At 66.1% G+C, this 18,688-nt stretch carries 33 protein-coding genes; 32 read left to right on the top strand and 1 reads right to left on the bottom strand.

Annotation, left to right across the window (positions count from 1 at the left end; genetic code table 11):
• The 29 genes from ACT541_RS16590 to ACT541_RS16450 form a co-directional block, all read left to right on the top strand.
• A partial coding sequence (locus tag ACT541_RS16590; RefSeq protein WP_369796697.1) for an EF-Tu C-terminal domain-related protein occupies positions 1 to 81 on the top strand: 81 nt, incomplete at its 5' end.
• Positions 82 to 138: 57 nt separating this feature from the next.
• Positions 139 to 447, top strand: coding sequence for a 30S ribosomal protein S10 (gene rpsJ / locus ACT541_RS16585; protein WP_217927055.1), 309 nt, complete (start codon positions 139 to 141; stop codon positions 445 to 447).
• A gap of 123 nt (positions 448 to 570) precedes the next feature.
• Positions 571 to 1,287, top strand: coding sequence for a 50S ribosomal protein L3 (gene rplC, locus ACT541_RS16580; protein WP_476138204.1), 717 nt, complete (start codon positions 571 to 573; stop codon positions 1,285 to 1,287).
• Positions 1,287 to 1,916 carry a 50S ribosomal protein L4 gene (gene rplD / locus ACT541_RS16575; protein ID WP_476138210.1) on the top strand — a complete coding sequence of 210 codons (630 nt, stop codon included), beginning with the start codon at positions 1,287 to 1,289 and terminating at the stop codon, positions 1,914 to 1,916. The genes rplC and rplD overlap by 1 nt, the downstream gene beginning before the upstream one ends.
• A 2-nt stretch (positions 1,917 to 1,918) precedes the next feature.
• Positions 1,919 to 2,215, top strand: a complete 297-nt coding sequence (locus ACT541_RS16570) for a 50S ribosomal protein L23 (RefSeq protein ID WP_476138203.1) — start codon at positions 1,919 to 1,921, stop codon at positions 2,213 to 2,215.
• A gap of 19 nt (positions 2,216 to 2,234) precedes the next feature.
• Positions 2,235 to 3,071: a 50S ribosomal protein L2 gene (gene rplB, locus ACT541_RS16565; protein ID WP_476138202.1), complete on the top strand. Its 837-nt coding sequence runs from the start codon at positions 2,235 to 2,237 to the stop codon at positions 3,069 to 3,071.
• A gap of 3 nt (positions 3,072 to 3,074) precedes the next feature.
• Entirely contained in the window at positions 3,075 to 3,353 is a 279-nt protein-coding gene (rpsS, locus tag ACT541_RS16560; RefSeq protein WP_476138201.1) for a 30S ribosomal protein S19, read from the top strand.
• Between the two features lie 5 nt (positions 3,354 to 3,358).
• Positions 3,359 to 3,736: a 50S ribosomal protein L22 gene (gene rplV, locus ACT541_RS16555; RefSeq protein WP_476138200.1), complete on the top strand. Its 378-nt coding sequence runs from the start codon at positions 3,359 to 3,361 to the stop codon at positions 3,734 to 3,736.
• Entirely contained in the window at positions 3,736 to 4,512 is a 777-nt protein-coding gene (rpsC, locus tag ACT541_RS16550) for a 30S ribosomal protein S3 (protein ID WP_476138199.1), read from the top strand. Before rplV ends, rpsC begins: the two co-directional genes overlap by 1 nt.
• Before the next feature lie 40 nt (positions 4,513 to 4,552).
• Complete coding sequence (gene rplP / locus ACT541_RS16545) at positions 4,553 to 4,966, top strand: 50S ribosomal protein L16 (protein ID WP_476138198.1); 414 nt, start codon at positions 4,553 to 4,555, stop codon at positions 4,964 to 4,966.
• A gap of 12 nt (positions 4,967 to 4,978) precedes the next feature.
• Positions 4,979 to 5,170, top strand: a complete 192-nt coding sequence (gene rpmC, locus ACT541_RS16540; RefSeq protein ID WP_476138197.1) for a 50S ribosomal protein L29 — start codon at positions 4,979 to 4,981, stop codon at positions 5,168 to 5,170.
• 11 nt (positions 5,171 to 5,181) lie between these two features.
• A complete protein-coding gene (gene rpsQ / locus ACT541_RS16535) occupies positions 5,182 to 5,424 on the top strand; it encodes a 30S ribosomal protein S17 (protein WP_476138196.1) in 243 nt (80 codons plus the stop codon).
• Between the two features lie 35 nt (positions 5,425 to 5,459).
• A complete protein-coding gene (rplN, locus tag ACT541_RS16530; protein WP_476138195.1) occupies positions 5,460 to 5,828 on the top strand; it encodes a 50S ribosomal protein L14 in 369 nt (122 codons plus the stop codon).
• A complete protein-coding gene (gene rplX / locus ACT541_RS16525) occupies positions 5,828 to 6,142 on the top strand; it encodes a 50S ribosomal protein L24 (RefSeq protein WP_476138194.1) in 315 nt (104 codons plus the stop codon). Before rplN ends, rplX begins: the two co-directional genes overlap by 1 nt.
• Positions 6,135 to 6,692, top strand: a complete 558-nt coding sequence (rplE, locus tag ACT541_RS16520) for a 50S ribosomal protein L5 (protein WP_476138193.1) — start codon at positions 6,135 to 6,137, stop codon at positions 6,690 to 6,692. The genes rplX and rplE overlap by 8 nt, the downstream gene beginning before the upstream one ends.
• A gap of 27 nt (positions 6,693 to 6,719) precedes the next feature.
• A complete protein-coding gene (gene rpsN, locus ACT541_RS16515; protein WP_476138192.1) occupies positions 6,720 to 7,025 on the top strand; it encodes a 30S ribosomal protein S14 in 306 nt (101 codons plus the stop codon).
• Between the two features lie 10 nt (positions 7,026 to 7,035).
• Entirely contained in the window at positions 7,036 to 7,434 is a 399-nt protein-coding gene (gene rpsH, locus ACT541_RS16510) for a 30S ribosomal protein S8 (protein ID WP_476138191.1), read from the top strand.
• A gap of 26 nt (positions 7,435 to 7,460) precedes the next feature.
• Complete coding sequence (gene rplF / locus ACT541_RS16505; protein WP_476138190.1) at positions 7,461 to 8,000, top strand: 50S ribosomal protein L6; 540 nt, start codon at positions 7,461 to 7,463, stop codon at positions 7,998 to 8,000.
• A 12-nt stretch (positions 8,001 to 8,012) separates the two neighbouring features.
• On the top strand, positions 8,013 to 8,372 hold the full coding sequence (gene rplR, locus ACT541_RS16500; protein WP_476138189.1) for a 50S ribosomal protein L18: 360 nt from the start codon (positions 8,013 to 8,015) through the stop codon (positions 8,370 to 8,372).
• A gap of 49 nt (positions 8,373 to 8,421) precedes the next feature.
• Positions 8,422 to 8,970 carry a 30S ribosomal protein S5 gene (rpsE, locus tag ACT541_RS16495; RefSeq protein WP_476138188.1) on the top strand — a complete coding sequence of 183 codons (549 nt, stop codon included), beginning with the start codon at positions 8,422 to 8,424 and terminating at the stop codon, positions 8,968 to 8,970.
• A gap of 69 nt (positions 8,971 to 9,039) precedes the next feature.
• Positions 9,040 to 9,240: a 50S ribosomal protein L30 gene (gene rpmD, locus ACT541_RS16490; protein WP_476138187.1), complete on the top strand. Its 201-nt coding sequence runs from the start codon at positions 9,040 to 9,042 to the stop codon at positions 9,238 to 9,240.
• A gap of 14 nt (positions 9,241 to 9,254) precedes the next feature.
• The gene (gene rplO / locus ACT541_RS16485) at positions 9,255 to 9,737 is read left to right on the top strand and encodes a 50S ribosomal protein L15 (protein WP_476138186.1); all 483 of its coding nucleotides are present in this window, start codon (positions 9,255 to 9,257) and stop codon (positions 9,735 to 9,737) included.
• A 94-nt stretch (positions 9,738 to 9,831) separates the two neighbouring features.
• Positions 9,832 to 11,163: a preprotein translocase subunit SecY gene (gene secY, locus ACT541_RS16480; RefSeq protein WP_476138185.1), complete on the top strand. Its 1,332-nt coding sequence runs from the start codon at positions 9,832 to 9,834 to the stop codon at positions 11,161 to 11,163.
• The gene (locus ACT541_RS16475) at positions 11,160 to 11,741 is read left to right on the top strand and encodes an adenylate kinase (RefSeq protein ID WP_476138184.1); all 582 of its coding nucleotides are present in this window, start codon (positions 11,160 to 11,162) and stop codon (positions 11,739 to 11,741) included. The genes secY and ACT541_RS16475 overlap by 4 nt, the downstream gene beginning before the upstream one ends.
• A gap of 254 nt (positions 11,742 to 11,995) precedes the next feature.
• Complete coding sequence (rpsM, locus tag ACT541_RS16470) at positions 11,996 to 12,364, top strand: 30S ribosomal protein S13 (RefSeq protein ID WP_476138183.1); 369 nt, start codon at positions 11,996 to 11,998, stop codon at positions 12,362 to 12,364.
• A gap of 87 nt (positions 12,365 to 12,451) precedes the next feature.
• Positions 12,452 to 12,841, top strand: coding sequence for a 30S ribosomal protein S11 (gene rpsK, locus ACT541_RS16465; protein WP_476138182.1), 390 nt, complete (start codon positions 12,452 to 12,454; stop codon positions 12,839 to 12,841).
• 147 nt (positions 12,842 to 12,988) lie between these two features.
• Positions 12,989 to 14,032 carry a DNA-directed RNA polymerase subunit alpha gene (locus ACT541_RS16460; protein WP_476138181.1) on the top strand — a complete coding sequence of 348 codons (1,044 nt, stop codon included), beginning with the start codon at positions 12,989 to 12,991 and terminating at the stop codon, positions 14,030 to 14,032.
• A 310-nt stretch (positions 14,033 to 14,342) separates the two neighbouring features.
• Positions 14,343 to 14,759, top strand: coding sequence for a 50S ribosomal protein L17 (gene rplQ, locus ACT541_RS16455; RefSeq protein WP_476138180.1), 417 nt, complete (start codon positions 14,343 to 14,345; stop codon positions 14,757 to 14,759).
• Positions 14,756 to 15,352 carry a thioesterase domain-containing protein gene (locus tag ACT541_RS16450; RefSeq protein WP_476138179.1) on the top strand — a complete coding sequence of 199 codons (597 nt, stop codon included), beginning with the start codon at positions 14,756 to 14,758 and terminating at the stop codon, positions 15,350 to 15,352. Before rplQ ends, ACT541_RS16450 begins: the two co-directional genes overlap by 4 nt.
• Positions 15,353 to 15,395: 43 nt before the next feature.
• On the opposite strand, the gene ACT541_RS16445 is transcribed toward ACT541_RS16450, so the two are convergent.
• Positions 15,396 to 15,818: a winged helix-turn-helix transcriptional regulator gene (locus ACT541_RS16445; protein ID WP_476138178.1), complete on the bottom strand. Its 423-nt coding sequence runs from the start codon at positions 15,816 to 15,818 to the stop codon at positions 15,396 to 15,398.
• Between the two features lie 102 nt (positions 15,819 to 15,920).
• Between ACT541_RS16445 and ACT541_RS16440 the strand changes: the two genes are divergently transcribed.
• The 3 genes from ACT541_RS16440 (at position 15,921) to ACT541_RS16430 (ending at position 18,683) form a co-directional block, all read left to right on the top strand.
• A complete protein-coding gene (locus ACT541_RS16440; RefSeq protein ID WP_476138177.1) occupies positions 15,921 to 16,670 on the top strand; it encodes an SDR family oxidoreductase in 750 nt (249 codons plus the stop codon).
• Positions 16,671 to 16,776: 106 nt separating this feature from the next.
• The gene (locus tag ACT541_RS16435; protein WP_476138176.1) at positions 16,777 to 17,214 is read left to right on the top strand and encodes a hypothetical protein; all 438 of its coding nucleotides are present in this window, start codon (positions 16,777 to 16,779) and stop codon (positions 17,212 to 17,214) included.
• A gap of 74 nt (positions 17,215 to 17,288) precedes the next feature.
• On the top strand, positions 17,289 to 18,683 hold the full coding sequence (locus ACT541_RS16430) for a Do family serine endopeptidase (protein WP_476138175.1): 1,395 nt from the start codon (positions 17,289 to 17,291) through the stop codon (positions 18,681 to 18,683).
• Positions 18,684 to 18,688: the final 5 nt, after the last annotated feature.

The raw sequence follows: 18,688 nt of genomic DNA, 5'->3' as shown, positions 1-18,688 counted from the left end.
ATGGAAGAGAAGCTCCGCTTCGCCATCCGTGAAGGCGGTCGCACCGTCGGCGCCGGCGTCGTCGCCAAGATCATCGCGTAACGGGATCGGTCGAGTGGGCGGCGACCCCGCCCGCTTCCGACCTCAGAGGGTTCATCAATGAACGGTCAGAACATCCGAATCCGCCTCAAGGCGTTCGACCATCGGGTCCTCGACGCCTCGACGCGCGAGATCGTCAGCACGGCCAAGCGCACCGGCGCCTCGGTTCGTGGCCCGGTTCCGCTGCCGACGCGGATCGAGAAGTTCACGGTCAACCGCTCGCCGCACGTCGACAAGAAGAGCCGCGAGCAGTTCGAAATCCGCACCCACAAGCGTCTCCTCGACATCATCGATCCGACCCCTCAGACGGTCGACGCGCTGATGAAGCTGGATCTCGCCGCGGGCGTCGACGTCGAGATCAAGCTCTGATCGGGCAACCGATCGAGAGCCTCTGGTTCGACAGCCATGCTCGGTGAACGTGAGTTCTTCCGAGCCTCTGACTAAATCAGGTGTGTATCACTCAGGTGACACGCCACAAGAAGAGAGAACGCCATGCGTTCAGGTGTGATTGCACAGAAGCTGGGCATGACCCGCATCTATACGGATGCGGGCGAGCAGGTTCCGGTCACGGTCCTGCGTCTCGACGGCTGCCAGGTCGTCGCCCACCGTACCGAAGAGAAGAACGGCTACACCGCGCTGCAGCTCGGTGCCGGCCTCGCCAAGGTGAAGAACACCACCAAGGCGCAGCGCGGCCACTTCGCCAAGGCGAACGTCGAGCCGAAGCGCAAGGTCGTCGAGTTCCGCGTCGACCCGGACAAGCTGATCGAAGTGGGCGCCGAGCTCACCGCCGATCACTTCGTCGTCGGCCAGTTCGTCGACGTCACCGGCACTTCGATCGGCAAGGGCTTCGCCGGCGGTATGAAGCGCTGGAACTTCGGTGGTCTGCGCGCCACCCACGGCGTGTCGGTCTCGCACCGTTCGCTGGGTTCGACCGGTAACCGTCAGGACCCGGGCCGCACCTTCAAGAACAAGAAGATGGCCGGCCACATGGGCGCCGAGCGTGTCACCACGCAGAACCTCAAGGTCGTCCGCACCGACGTCGAGCGCGGCCTGATCCTCGTCGAGGGTTCGGTTCCCGGCTCCAAGGGTGGCTGGATCATCGTTCGCGATGCCGTGAAGCGCAAGGCGCCGAGCGACCTGCCGCTTCCGGGCGCGTTCCGCATGGCCGCTGCTCCGGTCGCCGCCACTGAAGAGAAGGGGGCCGAGTGATGGAGTTCCAGGTCAAGAAGCTGGACGGCACCGACGCCGGCAAGATCACCGTCTCCGACGAGATCTTCGGCCTCGAGCCCCGCGCGGATCTCATCCAGCGCGTCGTCAAGTGGCAGCTCGCCAAGCGCCGCGCCGGCACCCACAAGGTGAAGGGCCGCTCCGAGATCGCCCGGACGGGCAAGAAGATCTACAAGCAGAAGGGCACCGGTTCCGCCCGTCACGGCTCGGCGCGCGCGCCGATCTTCCGTGGTGGTGGCCGCGCCCACGGCCCGGTCGTCCGCTCGCACGAGCACGACCTGCCGAAGAAGGTGCGCGCCCTCGGTCTGAAGCATGCGCTTTCGGCCAAGGCCGCGGAGGCCTCGATCGTCGTCCTCGAATCGGCTACTGCGGCCGAGCCGAAGACCAAGACGCTCGCCGATCAGTTCGAGAAGCTCGGCTTCGCGAACGTCCTGGTCGTCGCCGGCGCCGAGATCGATGCCAACTTCGGTCTCGCTGCTCGCAACATCCCGAACGTCGACGTTCTCCCGATCCAGGGCATCAACGTCTACGACATCCTGCGTCGCAAGACCCTCGTCCTCACCAGGGACGCGGTCGAGGCGATCGAAGCTCGGTTCCGGGCGGAGGCGTGATCATGACCGTCAAGCTCTCGCACTACGACGTGATCCGCTCGCCGGTCATCACCGAGAAGTCCACCATCGCCGCCGAGCAGAACAAGGTGGTGTTCAACGTCGCCAAGTCCGCGACCAAGCCCGAGATCAAGGCCGCCGTCGAGGCGCTCTTCAAGGTGCAGGTCGAGAAGGTGAACACCCTGGTCCGCATGGGCAAGGTGAAGCGCTTCAAGGGCTTCGTCGGCAAGCAGGACGACGTCAAGAAGGCGATCGTGACGCTGGCCGAAGGCCACCGGATCGACGTGACGACCGGTCTCTGAAGGCAGGGGTAGAGAAACAATGGCTCTTAAGACCTTCAACCCGGTCACGCCCAGCCTTCGCCAGCTGGTCATCGTCGACCGATCCGGCCTGTACAAGGGCAAGCCGCTCAAGACCCTCACCGAGGGTCTGAGCAAGTCCGGCGGCCGCAACAACCTCGGCCGCATCACCGCCCGGTTCAAGGGCGGCGGTCACAAGCGGACCTACCGCATCGTCGACTTCAAGCGTCGCAAGGTCGACGTGTCGGCGACGGTCGAGCGTCTCGAGTACGATCCGAACCGTTCGGCGTTCATCGCGCTGATCAAGTACGCCGACGGCGAGTTCTCCTACATCCTGGCGCCGCAGCGTCTGGCCGTGGGCGACTCGGTGATCTCCGGCGCCTCGGTCGACGTGAAGCCCGGCAACGCGATGCCGATCGGCAACATCCCGGTCGGTACCATCGTGCACAACGTCGAACTGAAGCCCGGCAAGGGCGGTCAGATCGCCCGTTCCGCCGGTGCCTACGCTCAGATCGTCGGCCGTGACCAGGGCTACGTCATCGTCCGCCTCGGTTCGGGTGAACAGCGCCTGATCCTCGGCACCTGCCTGGCGACCGTCGGTGCGGTGTCGAACCCGGATCACATGAACACCTCGATCGGCAAGGCGGGTCGCTCTCGCTGGCTCGGTCGTCGTCCCCACAACCGTGGTGTCGTCATGAACCCGGTCGACCATCCGCACGGCGGCGGCGAAGGCCGCACCTCCGGCGGCCGTCATCCGGTGACGCCGTGGGGCAAGCCGACCAAGGGCAAGAAGACCCGGTCGAACAAGGCGACGAACAAGTTCATCGTCCGCTCGCGCCACGCCAAGAAGGGTAAGTAATCCATGGCTCGTTCTGTCTGGAAAGGCCCGTTCGTCGACGGTTACCTCCTGAAGAAGGCCGAGAAGGCGCGTTCTTCGGGCCGCGCCGAAGTGATCAAGATCTGGAGCCGTCGCTCCACGATCCTGCCGCACTTCGTCGGTCTGACCTTCGGCGTGTACAACGGTCAGAAGCACATCCCCGTCCTCGTCTCCGAGGAAATGGTCGGCCAGAAGTTCGGTGAGTATTCGCCGACCCGGACCTATTACGGTCACGCTGCCGACAAGAAGGCGAAGAGGAAGTAAGCCCCATGTCGAAGCCGAAGACCGAACGGGCGCTGAAGGACACCGAAGCTCGGGCGCTGACGCGGATGATCCGCGTCTCGCCGCAGAAGCTCAACCTCGTCGCCGCCCTCATCCGTGGCAAGAAGGTCTCGACCGCTCTGGCCGAACTCACCTTCTCGCGCAAGCGCATCGCCGGCACCGTCAAGAAGACGCTGGAGAGCGCCATCGCCAATGCCGAGAACAACCACGAGCTCGACGTCGACAGCCTGGTCGTCGCCGAAGCCTTCGTGGGCAAGGCCCTGGTCATGAAGCGTTTCCACGCTCGTGCCCGCGGTCGCGCCTCGCGCGTCGAAAAGCCGTTCTCGAACCTGACGATCGTCGTCCGCGAAGTGGAGTCCGCCTGATGGGACAGAAGGTCAACCCGATCGGTCTCCGGCTCGGCATCAACCGGACCTGGGATTCCCGCTGGTACGCCGGCAAGGGCGAGTACGGCAAGCTGCTGCATGAGGATCTCGCGATCCGCAAGTATCTGCTCGCCGAGCTCAAGCAGGCGGCCGTCTCCAAGGTGGTCATCGAGCGTCCGCACAAGAAGTGCCGGGTTTCGATCCACACCGCCCGTCCGGGCGTGGTGATCGGCAAGAAGGGCGGCGACATCGACAAGCTCCGCAAGGGCGTCGCCAAGCTGACCGACTCCGAAGTGCACATCAACATCGTCGAGGTGCGCAAGCCCGAGATCGATGCCAACCTGGTGGCCGCTTCGATCGCCCAGCAGCTCGAGCGTCGCGTCGCCTTCCGTCGCGCCATGAAGCGCGCCGTTCAGTCGGCGATGCGTTTCGGTGCCGAAGGCATCCGCATCAACGCTTCGGGCCGTCTCGGCGGCGCCGAGATCGCTCGCCTCGAGTGGTACCGTGAAGGTCGCGTTCCGCTGCACACCCTGCGTGCGGACATCGACTTCGGTGTCGCCACCGCGGTCACGGCCTACGGCACCTGCGGCCTCAAGGTCTGGATCTTCAAGGGCGAGATCCTCGAGCACGATCCGATGGCTTCCGAGCGCCGTGCGCTCGAGCCGGACAACACCCGCCGCGACCGTCCGGAAGGACGCGAGCGTGATCGGGAGCGCGACGGTGAGCGTCGTGGCCGTGGTCGCCGCGATCGCGACCGTGACGGCGAGCGGGCCTGACGGCCGGCGGCGCATTGACAGATAACGAGAGAGAACGACGATGCTGCAGCCGAAGCGCACGAAGTTCCGCAAGCAGTTCAAGGGCCGGATCAAGGGCGACGCCAAGGGTGGCTTCTCCCTCGACTTCGGGTCCTATGGCCTGAAAGCGCTGGAACCGGAGCGGGTCACCGCCCGTCAGATCGAGGCGGCCCGCCGCGCGATCACCCGTCAGATGAAGCGTCAGGGACGCGTGTGGATCCGCGTGTTCCCCGACGTGCCGGTTTCTTCGAAGCCGACCGAAGTGCGCATGGGTAAGGGCAAGGGCGCTCCCGAATATTGGGCGTGCCGTGTCAAGCCTGGCCGCATTCTCTTCGAGATCGACGGCGTGAGCCACGAGATCGCCGAAGAAGCGCTGCGTCTGGGAGCCGCCAAGCTCCCGATCCGCACGCGCTTCATCGAGCGTATCGCCGACTGAGAGGGTTGACCGATGAAGATCGCCGACATCCGGACGAAGACGGCCGACGAACTCGCCGACGAGCTCGAGAAGCTGAAGAAAGAGCAGTTCAACCTTCGCTTCCAGAAGGCCACCGGACAGCTCGAGAACACGGCGCGTGTGCGCCAGGTCCGTCGCGACATCGCGCGGATCCAGACCGTCATCACCGCCAAGAGCGGTAACTGAGGGAGACGGCAATGCCGAAGCGCGTGTTGCAGGGCGTCGTCGTCAGCGACAAGAACGACAAGACCGTCGTGGTCGAGGTGGAGCGTCGCTTCACCCATCCGCTTCTGAAGAAGACCGTGCGTCGTTCCAAGAAGTACCACGCTCACGACGAAGAGAACCGCTTCAAGGTCGGCGATCAGGTCGCGATCGAGGAGACCCGTCCGCTCTCGAAGAACAAGAGCTGGGTGGTCCTCGGTCCGGTCGGCGCGATCTGAGGCTCGGCGACACTAACTAGGAAAGGCGGTCGGTCATGATTCAAATGCAGACCAACCTCGACGTCGCCGACAACTCGGGTGCCAAGCGCGTCATGTGCATCAAGGTACTCGGCGGTTCGAAGCGCAAGTACGCCACCGTCGGCGACATCATCGTGGTGTCGGTGAAGGAGGCCATTCCGCGCGGACGCGTGAAGAAGGGCGACGTCATGAAGGCGGTCGTCGTTCGCGTCAGCAAGGACATTCATCGGGCGGACGGACAGGTTATCCGTTTCGACCGCAACGCGGCCGTTCTGATCAACAATCAGAAGGAGCCGATCGGTACTCGTATCTTCGGACCGGTTCCGCGCGAGCTTCGCGCCAAGAACCACACGAAGATCCTTTCGCTGGCGCCGGAGGTGCTGTGATGGCCGCGAAGATCAAGAAGGGCGACAAGGTCGTCGTGCTCGCCGGCCGTGACAAGGGCAAGTCCGGCGAAGTGGTTCAGGTCATGCCGACGGAAGAGCGTGCGCTCGTCCGTGGCGTGAACATGGTGCAGCGGCATCAGAAGCCGCAGGGCGTGAACGAAGGCGGGATCATCTCGAAAGAGGCTCCGATCCACCTTTCGAACCTCGCCATCGCCGACAAGGACGGCAAGCCCACGCGCGTCGGCTTCAAGAAGTTGGAGGACGGCCGCAAGGTCCGTTTCGCCAAGCGTTCGGGAGAAGTGATCGATGGCTGAGGCTGCCCTGACGCCGCGGATGAAGAAGCACTACGAGGACGTGGTGCGCCCGGCGATGATCGAGAAGTTCGGCTACAAGAACGCGTTCGAAGTGCCGACGCTCGACAAGATCGTTCTGAACATGGGTGTGGGTGAGGCGACTGCCGACTCCAAGAAGCCCACGACCGCTGCGGCGGACCTCGCGCAGATCGCCGGCCAGAAGCCGGTCATCACGCGAGCCCGCAAGGCGATCGCGCAGTTCAAGATCCGTGAGAACATGCCGATCGGCGCGAAGGTCACCCTTCGCAAGACCCGCATGTACGAGTTCCTCGACCGCCTGGTCACGATCGCGCTGCCGCGCGTCCGCGACTTCCGCGGCCTGAACCCCAAGAGCTTCGACGGCCGCGGCAACTATGCCATGGGCGTCAAGGAACACATCGTATTCCCCGAGATCAACTACGACAAGGTTGATCAGATCTGGGGTATGGACATCATCGTCTGTACGACGGCGAAGACCGACGACGAAGCCCGGGAGCTGCTCAAGCTCTTCAACTTCCCGTTCCGTCAGTGAGCCGTTACGGCAGAGGATAGGAAAGACATGGCCAAGAAGAGCTCGATCGAGAAGAACAACCGCCGTCGCAACATGACGGCGCGCGATCTCAAGAAGCGCACCGACCTCAAGGCGGTGATCATGAATCGCGAGTCCTCGCTGGAGGAGCGCATGCAGGCGGTGTTCAAGCTCGCCGAAATGCCGCGCAACGGCGCCAAGGTCCGCATTCGCAACCGTTGCGAAGTGACGGGCCGTCCGCGCGCGTTCTATCGCAAGCTGAAGATGTCGCGCGTCGCGCTTCGTGAACTGGGCAACATGGGCATGATCCCGGGCCTGGTGAAGTCGAGCTGGTGAGGAAAGTACCATGAGCCTCTCTGATCCTCTGGGCGATCTGATCACCCGTATCCGCAACGCGCAGCTGCGGAAGAAGTCCTCGCTGAAGACGCCGGCCTCGAAGCTGCGCGCCAACCTTCTCGACGTGCTGAAGGCCGAGGGCTACATCCGCGGCTACACCAAGGTCGAGTTCGACGGCGGCAAGTCCGAGTTCGAAGTCGAGCTGAAGTACTTCGACGGCCAGCCGGTGATCCGTGAGATCGCCCGCGTGTCGAAGCCCGGCCGCCGCGTCTACACCTCGGTCGCGAATATCCCGCGTGTCGCCAACGGCCTCGGTGTGACGATCCTGTCCACGCCGAAGGGTGTTCTGGCCGACCACGCCGCTCGCGAAGCGAATGTCGGCGGCGAAGTGCTCTGCAAGGTCTTCTGAGGCCGGAAACGATACGGGGTAGTCCCATGTCACGCATCGGAAAGAAGGCCGTGCCGGTTCCCGCCGGTGTCACCGCGGAAGTCGCGGGACAGGCCGTCAACGTCAAGGGCCCCAAGGGTGCCCTTTCTTTCACCGTCCACGATCTCGTGGAAGTCACCAAGGGTGACGAGGGCATCGCGGTCAAGCCGCGCGACGAGTCCAAGCAGGCTCGCTCGCTGTGGGGCATGTCCCGCACGATGATCTCGAACCTCGTGGTCGGCGTCTCCAAGGGCTTCGAGAAGAAGCTCGAGATCAACGGCGTCGGCTACAAGGCTGCCCTCAACGGCAAGACCCTGACGCTGTCGCTCGGCTACAGCCACGACGTGCTGTTCCCGGTTCCGGAAGGCATCACCATCCAGGTGGCCGGCCCGAAGCAGGACCAGATCATCGTGACTGGCATCGACAAGCAGCAGGTCGGTCAGGTCGCCGCGGAGATCCGCGAGTGGCGCGGCCCCGAGCCCTACAAGGGCAAGGGTGTCAAGTATGCCGACGAGAAGATCTTCCGCAAGGAAGGCAAGAAGAAGTAAGGAGCAGCCGCCATGGCCCATCAGACCACTACGGAGCGTCGTGCGGCTCGCGTGCGCCGTGCCGTCAAGGCGGCGGCGAACGGCCGCCCGCGGCTCTCGGTTCATCGCTCGTCGAAGAACATCTATGCCCAGATCATCGACGACGCGGCGGGTGTCACCCTCGCTGCCGCGTCGACCCTGGACGCCTCGCTCAAGAGCAGCCTGAAGACCGGCGCCGACAAGGCCGCGGCGGAAGCCGTCGGCAAGCTCGTCGCCGAGCGCGCTGTCGCCGCGGGTGTGAAGGAGGTCGTGTTCGATCGCGGCCGCTTCATCTACCACGGCCGCGTCCAGGCCCTCGCCGAAGCCGCCCGTGAGGGCGGTCTCGAGTTCTGATCAACAAACGAGGCGCGCCGGGAAGGCTGCGCACGAGGGATCATTCGACATGGCAAAGCTCGAGCGGGAAGAACGCGACAGCGAATTCGTCGACCGGCTGGTGCACATCAACCGCGTCGCCAAGGTGGTGAAGGGCGGCCGTCGCTTCGGCTTCGCCGCGCTCGTCGTCGTCGGCGACCAGAAGGGCCGCGTCGGCTTCGGCCACGGCAAGGCTCGTGAAGTGCCGGAAGCCATCCGCAAGGCCACCGAGGCGGCGAAGCGCGGTCTGATCCGCGTCTCGCTCCGCGAGGGCCGCACGCTCCACCACGACGTCGTCGGCCATCACGGTGCCGGCCGCGTCATCGTCCGTGCCGCCCCGGCCGGTACCGGCATCATCGCCGGCGGCCCGATGCGCGCGGTCTTCGAAACGCTCGGCGTCCAGGACGTCGTGGCGAAGTCGATGGGCTCGTCGAACCCGTACAACATGGTTCGCGCGACCTTCGATGCCCTGAAGGCCGAGGACAGCCCCCGTTCCGTCGCCGCTCGCCGCGGCATGAAGGTGTCGACCCTCCAGAGCCGTCGCGGTGCCGAAGGCGCCGACGCGTCGGCCGAGGCGTGAGACGAACCGGCCGCTCTCCCGTCGTGAGGCGAGGGGGCGTCGGTCTTGAAGAAAGCTAGGGTGAACCCCATGTCGAACAACGCCACGGTCAAGACCGTCACGGTCGAGCAGATCGGCTCGCCGATCCGTCGCCCGGACGTTCAGGAGAAGACCCTGATCGGTCTCGGCCTCAACAAGCGGCATCGCCGTTCCACGCTGGAGGACACTCCGGCCGTGCGCGGTATGATTGCCAAGGTCGCCCACCTCGTTCGCATCGTCGAAGAGAACTGAGAAGGATCCGAGCGATGAAGCTCAACGAGATCAGCGACAACGTCGGCGCCGCCAAGACCGGCAAGCGCCTCGGTCGCGGCATCGGCTCGGGCCTGGGCAAGACCTCGGGCAAGGGCGTCAAGGGCCAGAAGGCGCGCTCCGGCGTCGCCATCAAGGGCTTCGAAGGTGGTCAGATGCCTCTGCATCGCCGCCTGCCGAAGCGCGGCTTCAACAACATCTTCCGCCTCGACTACAACGAGGTCTCGATCGCCCGCGTTCAGGCGGCGATCGATGCGGGCAAGCTCGACGCCGCCTCGGTCATCTCGGCCGACGCGCTGAAGGCTGCCGGCGTGATCCGTCGGGTCAAGGACGGCGTCCGTCTGATCGGACCGGGCGAGCCGAAGGGCGCGCTGTCGTTCGAGATCGCCGGTGGCTCCGCCCCCGCGATCGCGGCGGTCGAGAAGGCCGGCGGCAAGGTCGTCGTCGCCGAGAAGAAGAAGGCGGACGCGGCCGAGTGATCGGCCCCGCCCATCGGGATTGACGGGAGCGGCCGAGCGATCGGCCGCTTTCGAACCATCGGACATACTCCCTTACGAAGCACCGGAGACCGACATGGCGTCTGCTGCCGAACAGCTCGCGGCCAATCTCAACTGGGGTGCCTTCGGCAAGGCCGAGGAACTGAAGAAGCGCATCTGGTTCACGCTGGGTGCGCTTCTCGTCTATCGGCTTGGCACTTACCTGCCGCTGCCGGGCATCGACGCCGGCGCCCTCGCCAAGGCGTTCAACAACGCCCAGACCGGCATCATCGGTCTCTTCAACATGTTCTCCGGCGGCGCCGTCGGCCGCATGGCGATCCTGGCGCTGGGCATCATGCCCTACATCTCCGCCTCGATCATCGTGCAGCTGATGACGACGGTCGTGCCCTCTTGGGAAGCGCTCAAGAAGGAAGGCGAGTCGGGTCGCAAGCAGCTGAACCAGTACACCCGGTTCCTGACCGTGCTCCTCGCCATCTTCCAGGCCTGGGGCATCGCCGTCGGTCTCGAGGGCGCCTCGGGCGTCGTCGCCGCGCCGGGCTTCTTCTTCCGCTTCACCGCGACCGTGACGCTGGTCGGCGGCACGCTGTTCCTGATGTGGCTGGGTGAGCAGATCACCTCGCGCGGCATCGGCAACGGCACTTCGCTGATCATCTTCGCCGGCATCGTCGCGGGCCTGCCGCATGCCATCGCCGGCACCCTGGAACTCGGCCGTCAGGGCGCGATCTCGACCTTCGCGATCTTCGCGATCGTCGTCGTGGCGATCCTGGTGATCGGCTTCGTGGTCTTCATGGAGCGCGCCCAGCGCAGGCTCCTGATCCAGTACCCGAAGCGACAGGTCGGCAACCAGATCATGCAGGGCCAGAGCTCGCATCTGCCGCTCAAGCTCAACACCTCGGGCGTCATCCCGCCGATCTTCGCGTCCTCGCTGCTGCTGGTTCCGGCGACCATCGCCAACTTCCAGCAGGGCCAGACCTCGGGCTGGCTGACGACGGTGACGGCGCTGCTCGGCCACGGCCAGCCGCTCTACATGTTCATGTATGCGGCGCTGATCGTCTTCTTCGCCTTCTTCTACACCGCGATCGTCTTCAACCCGGTCGACACCGCGGACAACCTGAAGAAGCACGGCGGCTTCATCCCCGGCATCCGCCCGGGTGAGCGCACCGCCGAGTACATCGACTACGTCCTCACCCGCATCACGGTTCTCGGCGCCATCTACATCGTCCTGGTGTGCATGTTACCCGAACTGTTGATTTCCTGGACCGGCGTTCCGTTCTATTTCGGCGGCACGTCGCTGCTGATCGTGGTCTCCGTGACCATGGACACGGTGTCGCAGATCCAAGGACACCTGCTCGCGCATCAGTACGAAGGTCTGATCAAGCGGGCGAAGCTGAAGGGGGGACGTCGATGAGGCTCATTCTTCTGGGACCGCCGGGCGCCGGCAAGGGTACGCAGGCCGCCCGTCTGGTCGAGAAGCACGGCATCGTGCAGCTTTCGACGGGCGACATGCTCCGCGCCGCCGTCAAGGCCGGCACGGACGTGGGCCTCAAGGCCAAGGCGGTGATGGAATCGGGCGGTCTCGTCTCCGACGACATCGTCATCGGCGTGGTCTCCGACCGCATCGACGAGAAGGACTGCCAGAAGGGCTTCATCCTCGACGGCTTCCCGCGGACGGTTCCGCAGGCCGAGGCGCTCACCAGGATGCTGGCCTCCAAGGGCCTGAAGCTCGACGCGGTGATCGAACTGATCGTCGACGTCGACGCGCTGGTCGCCCGCATGGAGAACCGCGTCGCCGAGACGATCGCCGCCGGCGGCACGCCGCGCGCCGACGACAATCCCGAGAGCTTCCGCAAGCGCCTCGGCGAGTATCAGGAAAAGACGGCTCCGCTGTCGGGCTACTACGCCTCGACCGGCGAGCTGAAGACCGTCGACGGCATGAAGTCGATCGACGAGGTCACCGCCGCGATCGGCGCCATCCTGGGCGCCTGAACGGCGAAGAGATTCGTCGGACGGGGGCCACCCGTTCGACGAAAGGACAAGGTTCCGCGGCCGGGCGGTTGCGCTCGGCCGCGGAATCCTGTATCGACCGGCCCACATCGCGATGGTGAGCGATCGGGGCCGGAACCGAAGGGTTTTCGGCCACCGATCCTTTCGTCGTGAACGGCTGTCCGTCACGCGAGGGATGGCCGGGCTCGAATCGGGAGCGTCGCGAGGCGTTCCCGTGATTTGACTGGAGAGAAACCGTGGCCCGCATCGCAGGCGTCAATATTCCGACCAACAAGCGCGTCGTCATCGCGCTTCAGTACATCCACGGCATCGGCCAGAAGAAGGCCGACGAGATCATGCAGAAGGTCAACATTGCGTATGACCGTCGCGTGAACGAGCTGTCGGATGCCGAAGTTCTTCAGATCCGCGAAGTGATCGACCGCGACTACCTCGTCGAAGGCGATCTGCGTCGCGAGGTCGCGATGAACATCAAGCGTCTCATGGACCTGGGCTGCTACCGCGGCCTGCGTCATCGTCGCGGCCTTCCGGTCCGCGGCCAGCGCACGCACACCAACGCTCGCACCCGCAAGGGTCCGGCGAAGGCGATCGCGGGCAAGAAGAAGTAATTCGTTTCGGGCGCGCGTCGTGAGACGCCCGTCCCGGTGGAGCCGCCGGAATTACGGCGGTGTAGATATCTCGAGTAGGTAAGTCACATGGCCAAGGAAGCCACTCGCGTCAAGCGGCGCGAACGCAAGAACATCACCTCCGGCGTCGTGCACGTGAACTCCACGTTCAACAACACGATGATCACCATCACCGATGCTCAGGGCAACACGATCTCCTGGTCGTCGGCCGGCGCTCTCGGCTTCAAGGGCTCGCGCAAGTCGACCCCCTACGCCGCGCAGGTCGCCGCCGAGGACGCCGCTCGCAAGGCGTCCGAGCACGGCATGCGTACCGTCGAGGTGGAAGTCCGTGGCCCCGGTTCGGGCCGTGAATCCGCGCTGCGCGCTCTCCAGGCGGCCGGCTTCATGGTGACCTCGATCCGCGACGTGACCCCGATCCCGCACAACGGTTGCCGTCCGCGCAAGCGTCGTCGCGTCTGATCGCGCGATCCCTGGCCCGGCCGGGGATCGACATCCCATCGAGGGCGGGCAGCCCTCGGAAGCGGCGGGTCGTCCACCCGCCGCTTCTCTCGTTTCTCCCTCCGGCGGCGCGGGCAGGGTGGTGGGCGCCACCGATATCCCGCCGCATTGCCCGAAAGGTACGACCCCGTGACCATTCACAAGAATTGGCAGGAACTCATCCGTCCGAACAAGCTCGAGGTGAAGCCGGGCGAAGACGCGCGCCGCAAGGCGACCGTCGTCGCCGAGCCGCTCGAGCGCGGTTTCGGTCTGACCCTCGGCAACGCGCTGCGTCGCGTCCTGCTGTCGTCGCTGCAGGGCGCGGCCGTGACCGCGGTGCAGATCGACGGCGTCCTGCACGAGTTCTCCTCGATCCCCGGCGTGCGCGAGGACGTCACCGACATCATCCTGAACATCAAGGAGATCTCGGTGAAGATGCACGGCGACCTGCCCAAGCGCATGGTCGTCCGCAAGACCGGTCCGGGCGTCGTCACCGCCGGTGACATCCAGACCGTCGGCGACATCGAGATCCTGAACCCCGAGCTCGCGATCTGCACCCTCGACGACGGTGCCGAGATCCGCATGGAGCTGACGGTCGCCACCGGCAAGGGCTACGTCCCGGCCGACCGCAACCGTCCCGAGGACGCGCCGATCGGTCTCATCCCGGTCGACAGCCTCTATTCGCCGGTCAAGAAGGTGTCCTACAAGGTCGAGAACACCCGCGAGGGCCAGGTTCTCGACTACGACAAGCTGACGCTGAGCCTGGAGACCGACGGTTCGGTCGCTCCGGACGACGCCGTCGCCTATGCCGCCCGCATCCTGCAGGACCAGCTGGCGATCTTCGTGAACTTCGAGGAGCCCCGCAAGGAAGCCGTCGAGGAGAAGATCCCGGAGCTCGCCTTCAACCCGGCGCTGCTCAAGAAGGTCGACGAGCTCGAGCTGTCGGTGCGTTCGGCGAACTGCCTGAAGAACGACAACATCGTCTACATCGGCGACCTGATCCAGAAGACCGAAGCCGAGATGCTCCGCACCCCGAACTTCGGCCGCAAGTCGCTCAACGAGATCAAGGAAGTTCTCGCCCAGATGGGTCTCCATCTCGGCATGGAGGTCACCAACTGGCCGCCGGAGAACATCGAAGAGCTCGCCAAGCGCTACGAGGATCACCAGCTCTGAGATTTCGTCCCTCCGGGGGCTTCTCGAGAGCGGTCCGAGGCTGTATGACGCCTCTCGAATTACGGATCGGAGCCACGGCTCCGGTCCCGGACTTTCGAACCGGAGCGACAGCTCCGGTTCAGGACTACGCGAAGCGGGCCGAGGTCCCTTCGTGACAAAGACTTCCAAGCCCGGACGCACAATACCCGGGGTGCCACGGTGACGAGCCGGGGCTCCCGTCGCGTGCGGGAGAACCGATCACCGAAGCGCCGATCGAGACGATCGCCGCCAACGAGGGCAGGGCAACCTGCTCCGCACCCGGAGAAGACCGATGCGTCACGGCAAGGCTGGCCGCAAGCTCAACCGCACCTGGGAACATCGCAAGGCGATGTTCGCCAACATGGCGGCTTCCCTCATCACCCACGAGCAGATCGTGACCACCCTGCCGAAGGCGAAGGACCTGCGTCCGATCGTCGAGAAGCTGGTGACCTACGCCAAGCGTGGCGACCTCAACTCGCGTCGTCTGGCCGTCGGCCAGATCCGTGACGAGAAGGCCGTGAAGAAGCTCTTCGACGTCATCGGCCCGCGCTACAAGGACCGCGCCGGCGGCTATCTCCGCATCCTCAAGGCCGGCTTCCGCTACGGCGACAACGCCGCCGTCGCCGTGATCGAGTTCGTCGACCGCGACGTCTCGGCCAAGGGCGCCGAGGACCGCGCTCGCCGCGAGGCCGACGAAGCCGCCGCGTGATCGGCGCCTTCGGGCACGGTAGAGTCTACGAGAGGCGGCCTCGCGAGAGGCCGCCTTTTTCGTGCCTCGACGAGGGCGTTCGATGCGGGGCGCGCGACCGCGCCGCGGCGCGGAGATCGGAGACGAGGTGGGCGATGTTCGACGAACGGGCACTGCAGAACTATCTCCACGCACAGATCCCGCTGTCGGCGGCGATGGGCGTGTCGGTCGTGTCGGCGGACGGCGACGGCGTCGTCCTGAGGGCGCCGCTGGGGCCGAACGTCAATCACAAGAAGACGGTCTTCGGGGGCAGCGCGTCGGCGGTGGCGATTCTCGCGGCCTGGTCGGTCCTGCACCTTCGCCTGACCGGCGCCGGCCGCGACGGCGAGATCGTGATTCAGAGCAACGAGATGGCCTACGAGAAGCCGATCGGGTCGGCGTTCGAGGCCCGCGCGGCACTGGCCGACCCGAGCGCATGGCCACGGTTCCTGACGATGTTCGATCGCAAGGGGCGAGCGCGATTGGAGATCGGATCGGTGCTGACCTGCGGCGGCATCGTCGTCGGCCGCCTGACGGGAAGCTTCGTCGCGCTTCGTCGCTCTCCTCGGGCCTGAGAGGGGATCGCTCCGGCGTCGATCGAGCGGAACGGTCGCTCGCTCACCCCCGGGCGCTCTCGCGTCCGTCGAAGGCGGCGCGTGCCGCCTCGATCCGCTCGCGGTTCTCCGCCGCCCAGGTCCAAACCCCGCAGAAGGCCGCGCCCAGCGTCCGGCCGAGATCGGTCAGCGCATAGTCGACGTGCGGCGGCACCACCGGATGCACCGTGCGCGAGACCAGCCCGATCCGCTCCATGTCGCGCAGCGTCTTGGTCAGCATCTTCTGGCTGATGCCCTCGACCGCCCGGCCGATCTCGCCGAAGCGCATCGTGCCGTGTTCGGTCAGCGCCTCGAGCACCAGCAGCGTCCACTTGTCCGCCACCTGCGCAATGATCGCCGTCACCAGCGCCTCGACCGCCGGGTCCTCCGGCGTCGGGTGGACGCAGCTCGCCGCGAACAGGCTGTCGGTCGTCGTCGCGTCCGCCATGACACTCTCCATTCGGTAAGTATGGATATTTTCGGTGCCTTCTTACCAGAAGAGAGGGTGGACCCTATCCTGTCTTCACGCAACCGAAGAAAGGGTCTCCCCATGGACAAGACCGGCAACTGCATCCTCGTCACCGGCGGCGCCAGCGGCATCGGCCGGCGTCTGGCGGAGCAGTTCCACGCCCGCGGCAACACCGTGATCGTCGCGAGCCGTCGGCGCGCGGCGCTCGACGCAGTCGTCGCCGCCAATCCCGGCATGATCGCGATGGAGCTCGACGTCGCCGATCCCGCCTCGATCGCGGCCTTCTCCGCCGAGATCGTCGCGAACCACCCGGATCTGAACGTCGTCCTCCACAACGCCGGCATCATGCGGGCGGAGGACGTCGCGGGACACGATTGGCTGGCGACCGCCGAGGCGACCGTCGCCACCAATCTGCTCGGCCCGATCCGCCTCACCGTGGCGCTGCTGCCGCATCTCCTGACCCGGCCGAAGGCGGCGATCCTCACCGTCACGTCGGGTCTGGCCTTCGTGCCCCTCGCCCTGACGCCGACCTACTCGGCGACCAAGGCGGCGCTGCACTCCTGGACCATGTCGCTCCGCCATCAGTTGAAGGAGACCGCGGTCGAGGCGATCGAGATCGCGCCGCCCTATGTCCAGACCGAGCTGATGGGCCCGCATCAGGCGGTCGACCCGCGCGCCATGCCGCTCGCCGACTTCATCGCCGAGGTGATGGCGATCCTCGACCGCGATCCGACGCCTTCCGAGGTGATCGTCGGCCGCTGCGAACCGCTGCGCCACGCCGAGCGCGACGGCAAGACGGCGGAGATCTTCGCCGCCCTCGCCGCCCGCTGAGCGCTCTTCGAGCGCGACGCGACCGGAGGGGATCCCCCGGTTGCGTCGCGCTCGGCACGGAGGCACCATCGATCGCGACCCTAGCGGGGTCGTGGAGCGGTCGGCCATGCACGTCGAGGACACGGAATATCGTCGCTACGTCGGCCTCGGCGTCTGGGGCAAGGACAACGTCTTCGACGGCTGCACCTTCGGCGGTGTCGAGGCGACGAGCCTCCATCTCGCCGGCATCTTCCGCAATTGCCTGTTCCGGCGGTTCGACTGCGCCACCGGGTTCTTCGACGCCACGATCTTCGCCGGCTGCCGCTTCGAGGCCTGCGTCTTCGCCGACACGGCGTTCCGTCGTGCGCTCTTCGTCGATTGCGTCTTCGTCGACACCCGGTTCGACGACGGCTGCGAGATCTCCGACTCGCGCCTGCTCGACTGTCTCTTCGAGGGTTCGGCATTCGCCCCGCCGCTGCCGGGGGCACCCGATTCCTTCGCGGGTTCACGGGCGATTTCGAGCCGTGCCGTGAATTCGTCGGGATTCGACGCACTGATCGGATGACGTGACGGCGTTGCGACTGGCGCGCCGTGTCCTGAGCGCCTAAATCTCGGCGACCATTCGAGAGAACCCGACCGATGAAGCCGACCTCCCTTTCGCTCCTCGCTTCCCTGATGCTCGTGACCGCGGCGTTTCCTGCGTCGGCCCAGACGACCGTCGTCCCCGAGAGCCGGGCGCAGGTCCAGCTCTCGTTTTCGCCGGTGGTCAAGACGGTCGCCCCGGCGGTCGTCAACGTCTACGCGACGCGGCGCGTCCAGGCGCCGACCAATCCGCTCTTCGCCGATCCCTTCTTCCGCCAGTTCTTCGGCGGCGGGGTGGAGCCGCCGGCGCGTGTCCAGTCGTCGCTCGGTTCCGGCACGATCGTCGATCCCTCCGGCATCATCGTCACCAACGTCCACGTCATCGCCGACGCGACGGAAGTGAAGGTGGCACTCGCCGACAAGCGCGAGTTCGAGGCCGACATCGTGCTGAAGGACGAGCGCACCGACGTGGCGGTGATCAAGATCCGCGAGAAGGGCACCTATCCCTTCGCCCGCATCGGCGATTCGGAGAGCCTGCAGGTCGGCGACCTGGTGCTCGCCATGGGCAATCCCTTCGGCGTCGGCCAGACGGTGACGCAGGGCATCGTCTCGGCGCTCGCCCGCACCCAGGTCGGCGCCGGCGAGAGCCGCTACTTCATCCAGACCGACGCGGCGATCAATCCCGGCAACTCCGGCGGCGCCCTGGTCGATCTCGAAGGCCGCCTCGTCGGCGTGCCTTCGTCGATCTACTCCTCGTCGGGCGGCTCGATCGGCATCGGCTTCGCCATCCCCTCGACGGTGGTCAAGTTCGTTCTCGAACAGGCGAAGAACGGTTCGGTCGTTCGCCGCCCCTGGCTCGGTGCCACGGTGCAGAACGTCACCGCCGACGTCGCCGAGGGTCTCGGCCTAGACCGGCCCTTCGGCGCGCTGGTGACCGGCCTCGCCCCGAAGGGGCCGGCCGCCGCCGCGGGCCTCAGGATCGGCGACCTGATCGTCGCCGTCGACGGCCACGAGGTCGACGATCCGGACGTCTTCGGTTTCCGCTTCGGCACCCGCACGCTGGGCGGCATCGTGAAACTCGACGTCGTGCGCGCCGGCAAGCGGCAGCAGCTGGAACTCGCCTCGGTCGCCGCGCCCGAGACCCCGCCGCGCGACGCCCGCACCATCGAGACCGCCTCGCCCTTCGCCGGCGCGACCATCGTCAATCTCTCGCCCGCCGCGGCGGAAGAGCTGCGCATATCGCTCGATGCCAACGGCGTGGCGATCGCCTCGGTCGCCGCCGGCTCGCCGGCCGCCCGCGTCGGCTTCCAGAAGGGCGACGTCGTGCTCGAGGTCAACGGCGTCGAGGTCCGCGACACCGCGAGCCTCGCCCGTCTCGCCGCCTCCGACCCGTCCTTCTGGCGCATCGCCGTGCGCCGCGACGGTCAGGTGCTGCGGCTGGCGCTCAGGTGAGGAGC

This window comes from Pinisolibacter sp. DMC100 (assembly GCF_056313705.1).
This window is presented reverse-complemented; position numbering and strand designations above follow the sequence as displayed.

Excerpts from the sequence above, each read along its gene's own strand:
- rpsJ (WP_217927055.1), top strand. The coding sequence starts at position 139 with ATGAACGGTCAGAACATCCGAATCCGCCTCAAGGCGTTCGACCATCGG.
- ACT541_RS16440 (WP_476138177.1), top strand. The coding sequence starts at position 15,921 with ATGGACAAGACCGGCAACTGCATCCTCGTCACCGGCGGCGCCAGCGGC.
- rplX (WP_476138194.1), top strand. The coding sequence starts at position 5,828 with ATGGCCGCGAAGATCAAGAAGGGCGACAAGGTCGTCGTGCTCGCCGGC.
- rpsS (WP_476138201.1), top strand. The coding sequence starts at position 3,075 with ATGGCTCGTTCTGTCTGGAAAGGCCCGTTCGTCGACGGTTACCTCCTG.
- rplC (WP_476138204.1), top strand. The coding sequence starts at position 571 with ATGCGTTCAGGTGTGATTGCACAGAAGCTGGGCATGACCCGCATCTAT.
- rpsQ (WP_476138196.1), top strand. The coding sequence starts at position 5,182 with ATGCCGAAGCGCGTGTTGCAGGGCGTCGTCGTCAGCGACAAGAACGAC.
- rpmC (WP_476138197.1), top strand. The coding sequence starts at position 4,979 with ATGAAGATCGCCGACATCCGGACGAAGACGGCCGACGAACTCGCCGAC.
- rplQ (WP_476138180.1), top strand. The coding sequence starts at position 14,343 with ATGCGTCACGGCAAGGCTGGCCGCAAGCTCAACCGCACCTGGGAACAT.
- rplV (WP_476138200.1), top strand. The coding sequence starts at position 3,359 with ATGTCGAAGCCGAAGACCGAACGGGCGCTGAAGGACACCGAAGCTCGG.
- rplF (WP_476138190.1), top strand. The coding sequence starts at position 7,461 with ATGTCACGCATCGGAAAGAAGGCCGTGCCGGTTCCCGCCGGTGTCACC.
- rplE (WP_476138193.1), top strand. The coding sequence starts at position 6,135 with ATGGCTGAGGCTGCCCTGACGCCGCGGATGAAGAAGCACTACGAGGAC.
- rpsE (WP_476138188.1), top strand. The coding sequence starts at position 8,422 with ATGGCAAAGCTCGAGCGGGAAGAACGCGACAGCGAATTCGTCGACCGG.
- rplR (WP_476138189.1), top strand. The coding sequence starts at position 8,013 with ATGGCCCATCAGACCACTACGGAGCGTCGTGCGGCTCGCGTGCGCCGT.
- rplN (WP_476138195.1), top strand. The coding sequence starts at position 5,460 with ATGATTCAAATGCAGACCAACCTCGACGTCGCCGACAACTCGGGTGCC.
- ACT541_RS16445 (WP_476138178.1), bottom strand. The coding sequence starts at position 15,818 with ATGGCGGACGCGACGACGACCGACAGCCTGTTCGCGGCGAGCTGCGTC.
- rplP (WP_476138198.1), top strand. The coding sequence starts at position 4,553 with ATGCTGCAGCCGAAGCGCACGAAGTTCCGCAAGCAGTTCAAGGGCCGG.
- ACT541_RS16435 (WP_476138176.1), top strand. The coding sequence starts at position 16,777 with ATGCACGTCGAGGACACGGAATATCGTCGCTACGTCGGCCTCGGCGTC.
- rpmD (WP_476138187.1), top strand. The coding sequence starts at position 9,040 with ATGTCGAACAACGCCACGGTCAAGACCGTCACGGTCGAGCAGATCGGC.
- rpsN (WP_476138192.1), top strand. The coding sequence starts at position 6,720 with ATGGCCAAGAAGAGCTCGATCGAGAAGAACAACCGCCGTCGCAACATG.
- secY (WP_476138185.1), top strand. The coding sequence starts at position 9,832 with ATGGCGTCTGCTGCCGAACAGCTCGCGGCCAATCTCAACTGGGGTGCC.
- rpsK (WP_476138182.1), top strand. The coding sequence starts at position 12,452 with ATGGCCAAGGAAGCCACTCGCGTCAAGCGGCGCGAACGCAAGAACATC.
- rplD (WP_476138210.1), top strand. The coding sequence starts at position 1,287 with ATGGAGTTCCAGGTCAAGAAGCTGGACGGCACCGACGCCGGCAAGATC.
- ACT541_RS16475 (WP_476138184.1), top strand. The coding sequence starts at position 11,160 with ATGAGGCTCATTCTTCTGGGACCGCCGGGCGCCGGCAAGGGTACGCAG.
- rpsC (WP_476138199.1), top strand. The coding sequence starts at position 3,736 with ATGGGACAGAAGGTCAACCCGATCGGTCTCCGGCTCGGCATCAACCGG.
- rplO (WP_476138186.1), top strand. The coding sequence starts at position 9,255 with ATGAAGCTCAACGAGATCAGCGACAACGTCGGCGCCGCCAAGACCGGC.
- rplB (WP_476138202.1), top strand. The coding sequence starts at position 2,235 with ATGGCTCTTAAGACCTTCAACCCGGTCACGCCCAGCCTTCGCCAGCTG.
- rpsH (WP_476138191.1), top strand. The coding sequence starts at position 7,036 with ATGAGCCTCTCTGATCCTCTGGGCGATCTGATCACCCGTATCCGCAAC.
- ACT541_RS16430 (WP_476138175.1), top strand. The coding sequence starts at position 17,289 with ATGAAGCCGACCTCCCTTTCGCTCCTCGCTTCCCTGATGCTCGTGACC.
- ACT541_RS16570 (WP_476138203.1), top strand. The coding sequence starts at position 1,919 with ATGACCGTCAAGCTCTCGCACTACGACGTGATCCGCTCGCCGGTCATC.